This window comes from Streptococcus sp. 1055, from assembly GCF_013276815.1.
In the GTDB taxonomy this organism is placed as follows: Bacteria; Bacillota; Bacilli; order Lactobacillales; family Streptococcaceae; genus Streptococcus; species Streptococcus pseudopneumoniae.
In genome coordinates this window covers 1-9,403 of record NZ_VMLT01000041.1, presented here as the reverse complement: position 1 = coordinate 9,403, position 9,403 = coordinate 1, and the positions used below count along the sequence as shown (strand labels likewise).

9 protein-coding genes and 2 pseudogenes are annotated in these 9,403 nt (G+C 36.3%); 6 read left to right on the top strand and 5 right to left on the bottom strand.

Annotated elements, in window-relative coordinates; translation table 11 throughout:
• Nucleotides 1-19: 19 nt before the first annotated feature.
• The 5 genes and pseudogenes from HT699_RS04100 to HT699_RS04080 form a co-directional block, all read right to left on the bottom strand.
• Nucleotides 20-325, bottom strand: a pseudogene (locus HT699_RS04100) (Fic/DOC family N-terminal domain-containing protein); the annotation flags it as partial.
• Nucleotides 326-847: 522 nt separating this feature from the next.
• On the bottom strand, nt 848-997 hold the full coding sequence (gene rpmG / locus HT699_RS04095; RefSeq protein WP_001265622.1) for a 50S ribosomal protein L33: 150 nt from the start codon (nt 995-997) through the stop codon (nt 848-850).
• 15 nt (nt 998-1,012) lie between these two features.
• The gene (rpmF, locus tag HT699_RS04090; RefSeq protein WP_000290417.1) at nt 1,013-1,195 is read right to left on the bottom strand and encodes a 50S ribosomal protein L32; all 183 of its coding nucleotides are present in this window, start codon (nt 1,193-1,195) and stop codon (nt 1,013-1,015) included.
• Between the two features lie 151 nt (nt 1,196-1,346).
• Entirely contained in the window at nt 1,347-1,547 is a 201-nt protein-coding gene (locus tag HT699_RS04085; protein ID WP_000228848.1) for a PTS ascorbate transporter subunit IIC, read from the bottom strand.
• Between the two features lie 2 nt (nt 1,548-1,549).
• Nucleotides 1,550-1,705: pseudogene (locus tag HT699_RS04080) on the bottom strand (hypothetical protein); the annotation flags it as partial.
• A gap of 174 nt (nt 1,706-1,879) precedes the next feature.
• Between HT699_RS04080 and HT699_RS04075 the strand changes: the two are divergent.
• The 6 genes from HT699_RS04075 to ilvD all read left to right on the top strand — a co-directional run bounded on the left by HT699_RS04075 (nt 1,880) and on the right by ilvD (nt 9,283).
• The gene (locus tag HT699_RS04075; protein WP_000460924.1) at nt 1,880-3,910 is read left to right on the top strand and encodes a BglG family transcription antiterminator; all 2,031 of its coding nucleotides are present in this window, start codon (nt 1,880-1,882) and stop codon (nt 3,908-3,910) included.
• A gap of 3 nt (nt 3,911-3,913) precedes the next feature.
• On the top strand, nt 3,914-4,198 hold the full coding sequence (locus tag HT699_RS04070; RefSeq protein WP_000912478.1) for a PTS sugar transporter subunit IIB: 285 nt from the start codon (nt 3,914-3,916) through the stop codon (nt 4,196-4,198).
• 12 nt (nt 4,199-4,210) lie between these two features.
• Nucleotides 4,211-5,557, top strand: a complete 1,347-nt coding sequence (locus HT699_RS04065) for a PTS ascorbate transporter subunit IIC (RefSeq protein ID WP_000975292.1) — start codon at nt 4,211-4,213, stop codon at nt 5,555-5,557.
• Nucleotides 5,558-5,560: 3 nt separating this feature from the next.
• A complete protein-coding gene (locus HT699_RS04060) occupies nt 5,561-6,418 on the top strand; it encodes a transketolase (RefSeq protein WP_138701478.1) in 858 nt (285 codons plus the stop codon).
• Nucleotides 6,415-7,347, top strand: coding sequence for a transketolase family protein (locus HT699_RS04055; protein ID WP_138699693.1), 933 nt, complete (start codon nt 6,415-6,417; stop codon nt 7,345-7,347). The genes HT699_RS04060 and HT699_RS04055 overlap by 4 nt, the downstream gene beginning before the upstream one ends.
• 232 nt (nt 7,348-7,579) lie before the next feature.
• Nucleotides 7,580-9,283, top strand: a complete 1,704-nt coding sequence (gene ilvD, locus HT699_RS04050; RefSeq protein ID WP_000137343.1) for a dihydroxy-acid dehydratase — start codon at nt 7,580-7,582, stop codon at nt 9,281-9,283.
• Nucleotides 9,284-9,403: the final 120 nt, after the last annotated feature.

Here is a 9,403-nt window from a genome sequence, read left to right as displayed (position 1 = left end):
TTTGATTTTAGTCCAGTATAATAATTTCATGTAGTTCATCACGTTCTATATCAACCTTATTACCTGCTTCGTAATTTAGTAGGTCTTCTAGAGTTGCATGAGTACCTTCAAGTTTTGAGGAAAGGACGGCTTCTTGGCTGAGCAATGGTGAAATTAGTAGCATTGGATTGATAATAGATGATAAAAATCCTTCATAGGTTCCAATAGCTATACCTGCTTTAGAAACTAATCTAATTATTTGTGGATCTGTATATATTGAAGTATAGTCAAATGGAAGTTTTTCTGGTAAATAGGGTTTAGGTATGTTTTTAAATGTATTATTCATGTTTATAATTCCTATTAAAATTTTTTCTCAATATTTTTATTATAGAAAGCCAATGTAGTGAGTGACTATAACCTGTACTTGAATTATATTTCTAAGGTATATTGACAAGTATATGAAAATCAAGTAAAAAAGTAAACTGGATTGTCAATTTAAATCTTTGATTTTATGATATTTTTTAAAATAGTAATGTAAATATTTTTAGAGTTTAAGTTTGATTAAAAGTGTGTATCTTCATTAAGTATAGATTGAAAGGATTAATGTTGAACAATTTTAATGAGATGCTAAAAACGGAATATAAATGTTTGTTTTATTTCATTATAACACAGAGATAAGAAAAAATAGATAGTGAGACGAGTTTAAATAGGATTACTCGTTATGAAATGTTAATTACTTTTGATGGCTTAACAAATATTATCAATAATGTAGTCATTCGAATGATTCTCATTGCAATGTACTGAAATTAACAAAAAGAAAAAACGCTTGAATCAGCGTTTTTCTTCTGTATTGATTCGTATTGAATGCTTACTTCACTTCTGTAAACACAACGTGTTTGCGAAGTTTTGGTGAGTATTTCTTCAATTGAAGACGGTCTGGAGTGTTACGTTTGTTTTTAGAAGTAAGGTACAAGCGTTCACCAGATTCTTTGTGTTCAAGTGTAATATTTACGCGCATGGTATCTCCCTTCTATTATTCAGCTGATGCAGCTTTAGCGATTTTACGTCCTTTGTAGTATCCTTTAAGTGATACACGGTGAGAACGTGAGTAATCTCCAGTAGTTTCGTCAAAGTTTACAGATGGAGCTGTTACTTTGTAGTGTGTACGACGTTTGTTTTTCTTCGCTTTTGAAGTGCGACGTGCAGGTACTGCCATTTTGATTTCTCCTTTAGGTATTTATATTCGATTCAATCTACTGATTTTCATCAACCATACTAGGATAACACATTTTTTTTGTAAAGTAAAGTTACTTGACAAAAAAAGATGAAAAAATTCTCCTGTCAGACCTAGCAGACAGGAGAAGGTGTTAAATATCAATTTCAAATGGTTCGTCAATGGTTTCTGATACGTATTTTCCGTCTTTCTTCCGTTGTTTGACACATTCTGTGAGGAGATATTCGATTTGCCCATTGACTGAACGAAAGTCATCTTCTGCCCATGATGTGAGTGCAGCGTATAACTTTGTTGAGAGTCGAAGGGGGATCTGCTTTTTTTTAGCTTCAACCATCTTTAGTAAAGACTTCCCGTGTTGACAATTGGTTGTGCATCATGATTGCCACAAAGAACGACAAGGAGATTTGAAACCATGGCAGCTTTTCGTTCTTCGTCAATCTCTACCAATTCCCCTTCATTGAGCCGTTCCAGTGTCGTTTCAACCATTCCCATTATTTGATATCTAAATGATATCACTTTGTTTTTAAAAGTCAATAGAAAGTTGAAAATAATCACTAAAAACTTTCAGCCCAATAATTTCTTTTAAAAGGTGAGATTATATTGTGCTCAAATACTCTTTTATTCTTATAATTTTTACACTATAATTGTAGTTAGAAAGGAAGAGAAATGTTTGATTATAGAGCACTAGTTATTTTGATGACTTTGATGGATCATTGTGAGCTATCATTATATGAATTATCTGTTAAGGTGAGCTTACCTATAAAGGAAGTCAAAGAAGGAATAGATTATTTAGTGCCTTATCTAGCTAATAAAGGGATAGTGCTGGATAAAAAACAAGGTCGCTATAGTTTATCAAATCGTACGAAGCAGTCTTTGACAGATATTATTAAGTCGGATGAATTGGTTTTACCAAAGTCGACTCGCTTAGCTTTAATCTATCTTTACACTTTTTGCCGATTAGATTTTATATCGAATAATCATTACCAAGACTTTTTGAAAGTAAGTAAGAATACAACCTTATCTGATATTCAATCATTAAGAAAGATTATGTTAGATAATGATTTGGAGCTAGGGTACAGTAGAGCAAAAGGTTATACTTTACACGGTTCAGAGTGGAATAAGCACCGCTTAGCTTTTCAAATGGTTAGTGAGTTGCTGGAATCCTCCATAGGGATTTGGGGTTTGGATTATGTTTTATCCAGTTGGGGGTATTCATTAACTTATGATTTGATAAATCAGGTAGTTAAAGATTATTATGAGAAGCTACAGCTAGTACCTATTGTTAATCAATTAAAAGTTTGCCTTTTCGGTTTAGTATTCATTCTGTGTAGGTATCAAAGGGATGTTGAAAGAGTATGTCTTTCAGAGACATTAGTATCTCCTGTTATTCAAGATATAACCACTATTTTATTGGATACAGTGGTTGATTTGGGAATTATAGATACGGTGTTTTCTGAGGATGATTATCGCTATATCACAGTTTTATTATCAAGTTGCTTTGAAGGTGAAGTAGATGTTGCTCCGGTTTACTTTAATCAATTAACAGAGGCTATTATAAGTAGAATGGAAGATATTTCTTTGTTACATTTTAAACAAAGGGAAGGATTGAGAGAAAATCTTCGCCGCCACCTTATACCGGCTTACTATAGACTAAAGTTCGGCCTACCTAGTTCAAATGAATATGTATTGCATGTTAAAGAACATTATCCTGATTTATTTGAATTAGTCAAAGATTCTTTGATGCCCTTGATGGACGCTATTGACAATCCCATACCTGATAGTGAAACAGCATATTTTGTTATCCATTTCGGAGGTTATTTAAAGAAAGCAGATACTTTGCCTCAAAAATGGTATAAAGCAGCAATCATTTGTCCTAATGGTGTTAGTTCTTCATTGATGTTAAAAGAGAATCTATTAGCATTATTTCCTCAAATTGAGTTTATAGGAACCTCAAAGATTGATGATTTACAGGTGAAAGCTAGTAGTGACTATGATATGGTTTTTTCTACCATAAAGGTGGAGACAGAAAAGCCAAATTATCTAGTTTCGGTTATGATGACTGAAGAGCAAGCAATACAACTAGTAGAACTAGTGTTAAAAGATTTTCCGAATTTAGAGTATGGAGATTTTGAGATTGAACAAATCCTGAATATTGTCAAAAGATATGGAATTATTACACAAGAATTGGAATTAAGATTGGCGTTAAAGAATTATCTTTATCAAAAAAATGATAGAAAGGAAATTGTACCAGTGCTAGAACAACTTATTACCAAAGAAACCTATCAGGTTAGTTCGCAAAAATTAGGATGGAAGGAGGCGATTCGTTTAGCAGCTAAACCGCTTTTGGATCAAGATAAGATAACTGAGAACTACCCTGAGGCAATGATTCAAAAAGTAGAAGAGTTTGGACCTTTTATTAATTTAGGGAAGGGAGTAGCAATTCCTCACGCTCGGCCAGATGAAGGTGTGAATGAAATAGGAATGTCAATGTTAGTTTTGGAAGAACCGATTTATTTATTGGATAATCCAGAACAAGAGGTAAGATTGTTGATTTGTATTGCAGCCATTGATAATGAGAGTCATTTAAAGGCTTTGTCACATTTAACAACAATTTTAAGAGATAAAAATCATGTTCAAACTTTAATATCATCAAAAAACTATGATGACATTAAAATGATAATTAAACAGGAGGATTAGATAATGTTAAAAATTGGTACAGCTTGTGGTTCAGGATTAGGTTCAAGTTTTATGGTACAGATGAATATTGAATCTGTATTGAGTGATTTGAATGTTTCGGATGTAGAAGTTGAACATTATGATTTAGGTGGAGCAGATCCAAATGTAGCTGATATTTGGATTGTTGGTCGTGATCTAGCTGATTCAGCTAGTCATCTTGGAGATGTTCGTATCTTAAATAGTATTATTGATATGGATGAACTACGAGAATTAATTACTAAAATTTGTGAAGAAAAAGGACTTATATAGGAGGCTAGCGTCATGATGAAGTTCATATTGGATATTGTTAGTACACCAGCTATTTTAGTAGCTTTAATTGCAATTTTAGGATTAGTTCTTCAGAAGAAGAAATTACCTGATATTATTAAAGGTGGAATTAAGACCTTTGTTGGTTTCTTAGTTGTATCTGGTGGTGCAGGAATTGTACAAAATTCTTTGAATCCATTTGGTACCATGTTTGAGCATGCTTTTCATTTATCTGGCGTTGTGCCGAATAATGAAGCAATTGTAGCTGTAGCTTTAACAACATATGGCTCAGCTACTGCAATGATTATGTTTGCAGGCATGGTGTTCAATATCTTAATCGCTCGTTTTACTCGATTTAAATATATTTTTTTAACAGGGCACCACACTCTATATATGGCATGTATGATTGCGGTCATTTTATCAGTTGCTGGCTTTACTAGCTTGCCTCTTATCTTACTAGGAGGATTAGCACTCGGTATTATTATGAGTATTTCCCCAGCATTTGTGCAAAAATATATGGTTCAATTAACTGGAAATGACAAGGTGGCTTTAGGTCATTTCAGTTCTTTGGGATATTGGTTGAGTGGTTTTACTGGTAGCCTTATCGGTGACAAATCAAAATCAACAGAGGACATTAAATTTCCAAAGAGTTTAGCTTTTTTACGTGATAGCACTGTTAGTATTACTTTATCCATGGCAGTTATTTACATTATTGTAGCTATCTTTGCAGGGTCAGAATATATAGAAAAAGAAATCAGTAGTGGTACAAGTGGTCTAGTTTATGCTTTACAATTAGCAGGTCAATTTGCAGCAGGGGTATTTGTTATTTTAGCAGGTGTTCGCCTTATTTTGGGTGAAATTGTTCCAGCCTTTAAAGGTATTTCAGAGCGTCTTGTACCTAATTCAAAACCTGCTTTGGATTGTCCGATTGTTTATACTTATGCACCCAATGCAGTTCTAATTGGATTTATCTCTAGTTTTATTGGTGGTTTAGTAAGTATGGCAATTATGATTGCTTCAGGAACGGTTGTTATCTTACCAGGCGTTGTGCCTCATTTCTTCTGTGGAGCGACTGCAGGTGTCATTGGGAATGCATCTGGTGGTGTTCGTGGAGCCACTATTGGAGCATTTTTACAAGGTATTTTAATCAGTTTTCTTCCAGTCTTTTTAATGCCAGTTTTGGGAGGACTTGGTTTCCAAGGATCAACTTTCTCAGATGCAGATTTTGGTCTATCAGGAATTATTTTAGGAATGTTAAATCAATTTGGTTCACAAGCAGGCATTGTGATTGGTCTTGTTCTTATTCTAGCAGTTATGTTTGGAGTATCCTTTATTAAAAAGCCATCTGCAAAGGAGGAGTAAGGGATGATTTTAAGTGAAAATAGAGAAGATGAGTTAAGAAAATTTGCGACTAACATCCGATTAAATACTCTTAGAACATTGAATCATCTTGGATTCGGACATTACGGAGGAAGTCTGTCTATCGTAGAAGTTCTAGCAGTGCTTTATGGTGAAATAATGCCAATGACTCCAGAAATATTTGCAGCACGAGATAGAGATTATTTCATATTATCAAAAGGTCACGGAGGACCAGCTCTATACAGTACACTCTATTTGAATAGTTTCTTTGACAAAGAATTCTTATATTCTTTAAATACAAATGGAACTAAATTACCGTCTCATCCTGATAGAAATCTAACGCCAGGCATAGATATGACAACGGGCTCTTTAGGACAAGGAATTAGTGTTGCAACTGGACTTGCATATGGTCAGAGAATAAGAAAGAGTCCCTTTTATACTTATGCTATTGTTGGAGATGGTGAGTTAAATGAGGGACAATGTTGGGAGGCTATACAGTTTGCTTCTCATCAACAGTTATCCAACTTAATTGTATTTGTTGATGATAACAAAAAACAATTAGATGGTTTTACAAAGGATATTTGTAATCCAGGTGATTTCGTAGAAAAATTCTCAGCATTTGGATTTGAATCCATTAGGGTCAATGGTTCAGATATTAGAGAAATTTATGAAGGGATTGTCCGATTAAAACAGTCAAATGATTCATCGCCTAAGTGTATTGTATTAGATACTATTAAAGGTCAAGGGGTTCAAGAGCTGGAAGAAATGAAATCCAATCATCATCTTCGCCCTACTGTAGAGGAGAAACAAATGTTAACTTCAGTTGTAGAAAGATTAAGTCAGGAATTGGAGGAAACAGAATGATGAGAAGTACGAAAGAATTACGGCATGTATATAGAGACTTCCTTTTAGAGGCTAATCAAAGTTATTCTGATATAGTAGTCTTAGAAGCCGATTTGTCAAGTTCGATGGCTACTAATAATCTTGAAAAGGACTTTGGAGACCGTTATGTGAATGTTGGGATTATGGAAGCAGAAATGGTCGGCCTTGCAGCAGGCTTGTCTATTCAGGGGTTTAGACCTTATCTTCATACATTTGGTCCTTTTGCTTCACGAAGAGTATTTGATCAATTATTTATTTCTCTTGGATACGCACAATTGGATGCCACTGTGATTGGATCAGATGCAGGAGTAACTGCAGAAATGAATGGTGGGACACATATGCCATTTGAAGAAATTGGATTGTTACGTTTAATTCCTAAATCGATCATTTTTGAAGCAACTGATGATATCCAATTTCGTGAAATATTGAACCAGACATTAGACTTAAAAGGACTAAAATATATTCGAACAATTAGAAAAGCTCCAGTTCCTGTGTATCAAGGTGGAGAAGATTTTTCTAAAGGCTACATTGAGTTAAGGCATGGTGAAGATCTTGTAATCGTTGCTTCTGGTATAATGGTTGCTCCAAGTATTCGAGTTGCAGATGAACTGTCTAAATTAGGTTATTCAGTAGGTGTGATAGATTTATTTAGAATCAAACCGATACCAGAACAGATAAAAACAATGTTAAGTGGAAAAACTATATTTACTGTAGAAAACCACAATCAGATAGGTGGAATTGGCAGTGCTTTATGTGAATTATTCTCTGATGATGGAATGACAAAAATTCATCGGATGGGTGTTCAAGAAAGATTCGGTCAAGTAGGGAAAATGGATTATCTTCTTAATGAATATGGTTTGAGTGAATCGAATATAAAAGAGAAGGTTCTAGAAATTTATAATGCAAGATAGATGTTAAATACACTGTTCTGAAAGAATTTTTGTAACAATTACAGTACGTTATTTAAAGAAAGCGGATTAAAAAGCATATTCTGGTCATCAGAAAGTGCACTAATCCGCTTTGTTGTTTTTAGTTTTAAATATTTCATATGTATATAGAATTTTCTGAAAATTCAAGGATTTTCTTCTGTTCATTGCTTTTAAAATGTGCTATAATAGTAAAAACTGAAATGGGAGGGAACAAATGACTGAATTAGATAAACGTCACCGCAGTAGCATTTATGACAGTATGGTAAAATCACCAAACCGTGCCATGCTTCGTGCGACTGGTATGACAGACAAGGACTTTGAGACACCGATTGTGGGCGTGATTTCGACTTGGGCGGAAAATACACCATGTAACATCCACTTGCATGATTTTGGGAAATTAGCCAAAGAAGGTGTCAAATCGGCAGGTGCTTGGCCTGTGCAGTTTGGGACTATCACTGTAGCGGACGGGATTGCTATGGGAACGCCTGGGATGCGTTTTTCTTTGACATCTCGTGATATCATTGCGGACTCAATCGAGGCGGCTATGGGTGGTCACAATGTGGATGCCTTCGTCGCTATCGGTGGCTGTGACAAGAACATGCCTGGTTCTATGATTGCTATTGCCAATATGGATATTCCAGCTATTTTCGCCTATGGTGGTACTATTGCACCTGGAAATCTTGATGGTAAAGATATCGACTTGGTTTCTGTCTTTGAAGGTATCGGAAAATGGAATCACGGTGATATGACAGCTGAGGACGTGAAACGTCTTGAATGTAATGCCTGCCCTGGCCCTGGTGGTTGTGGTGGTATGTATACAGCTAATACCATGGCGACAGCTATCGAAGTCTTGGGTATGAGTTTGCCAGGTTCTTCATCTCACCCAGCTGAATCTGCTGACAAGAAAGAAGACATCGAAGCAGCAGGACGTGCTGTTGTTAAGATGTTGGAACTTGGTCTCAAACCATCAGATATCTTGACTCGTGAAGCCTTTGAAGATGCCATCACTGTAACGATGGCTCTCGGTGGTTCTACAAATGCCACTCTTCACTTGCTTGCCATTGCCCATGCCGCAAATGTTGACTTGTCACTTGAGGACTTCAATACGATTCAAGAACGTGTGCCTCACTTGGCTGACTTGAAACCATCTGGTCAGTATGTCTTCCAAGATCTCTACGAAGTCGGTGGTGTGCCTGCGGTTATGAAGTACTTGTTGGCGAATGGTTTCCTTCACGGGGACCGTATCACATGTACTGGTAAGACAGTCGCTGAGAACTTAGCTGACTTTGCAGACCTCACACCAGGTCAAAAAGTTATCATGCCACTTGAAAATCCAAAACGTGCAGACGGTCCGCTTATCATCTTGAACGGGAACCTTGCTCCTGACGGTGCGGTTGCCAAGGTATCAGGTGTTAAGGTCCGTCGTCACGTTGGTCCAGCTAAGGTCTTTGACTCAGAAGAAGATGCTATTCAGGCCGTTCTGACAGATGAAATCGTTGATGGCGATGTAGTCGTTGTTCGTTTCGTTGGACCTAAGGGTGGTCCTGGTATGCCTGAGATGCTCTCACTTTCATCAATGATTGTTGGTAAAGGTCAAGGAGACAAGGTTGCCCTCTTGACGGATGGACGTTTCTCTGGTGGTACTTATGGTCTGGTTGTTGGACATATCGCTCCTGAAGCTCAGGATGGTGGACCGATTGCCTACCTCCGTACAGGCGATATCGTTACGGTTGACCAAGATACCAAAGAAATTTCCATGGCAGTATCCGAAGAAGAACTTGAAAAACGCAAGGCAGAAACAACCTTGCCACCACTTTACAGTCGTGGTGTCCTCGGTAAATACGCTCACATCGTATCATCTGCTTCACGCGGAGCTGTGACAGACTTCTGGAATATGGACAAGTCAGGTAAAAAATAAACTTAAAAAGCAAGCCAATCTCGGCTTGCTTCTTTTCATCTTCAAAAGTGATTTGCCTGCTTATACTCAATAAAAATCAAAGAGCAAACTAGAAAGCTAGGCGCAGGTTGCTCAAAACAC

What these genes read in the sequence shown, in the direction of transcription:
- rpmG (WP_001265622.1), bottom strand. Translation starts at nt 997, where the DNA reads ATGCGCGTAAATATTACACTTGAACACAAAGAATCTGGTGAACGCTTG.
- rpmF (WP_000290417.1), bottom strand. Translation starts at nt 1,195, where the DNA reads ATGGCAGTACCTGCACGTCGCACTTCAAAAGCGAAGAAAAACAAACGT.
- HT699_RS04085 (WP_000228848.1), bottom strand. Translation starts at nt 1,547, where the DNA reads ATGGTTGAAGCTAAAAAAAAGCAGATCCCCCTTCGACTCTCAACAAAG.
- HT699_RS04075 (WP_000460924.1), top strand. Translation starts at nt 1,880, where the DNA reads ATGTTTGATTATAGAGCACTAGTTATTTTGATGACTTTGATGGATCAT.
- HT699_RS04070 (WP_000912478.1), top strand. Translation starts at nt 3,914, where the DNA reads ATGTTAAAAATTGGTACAGCTTGTGGTTCAGGATTAGGTTCAAGTTTT.
- HT699_RS04065 (WP_000975292.1), top strand. Translation starts at nt 4,211, where the DNA reads ATGATGAAGTTCATATTGGATATTGTTAGTACACCAGCTATTTTAGTA.
- HT699_RS04060 (WP_138701478.1), top strand. Translation starts at nt 5,561, where the DNA reads ATGATTTTAAGTGAAAATAGAGAAGATGAGTTAAGAAAATTTGCGACT.
- HT699_RS04055 (WP_138699693.1), top strand. Translation starts at nt 6,415, where the DNA reads ATGATGAGAAGTACGAAAGAATTACGGCATGTATATAGAGACTTCCTT.
- ilvD (WP_000137343.1), top strand. Translation starts at nt 7,580, where the DNA reads ATGACTGAATTAGATAAACGTCACCGCAGTAGCATTTATGACAGTATG.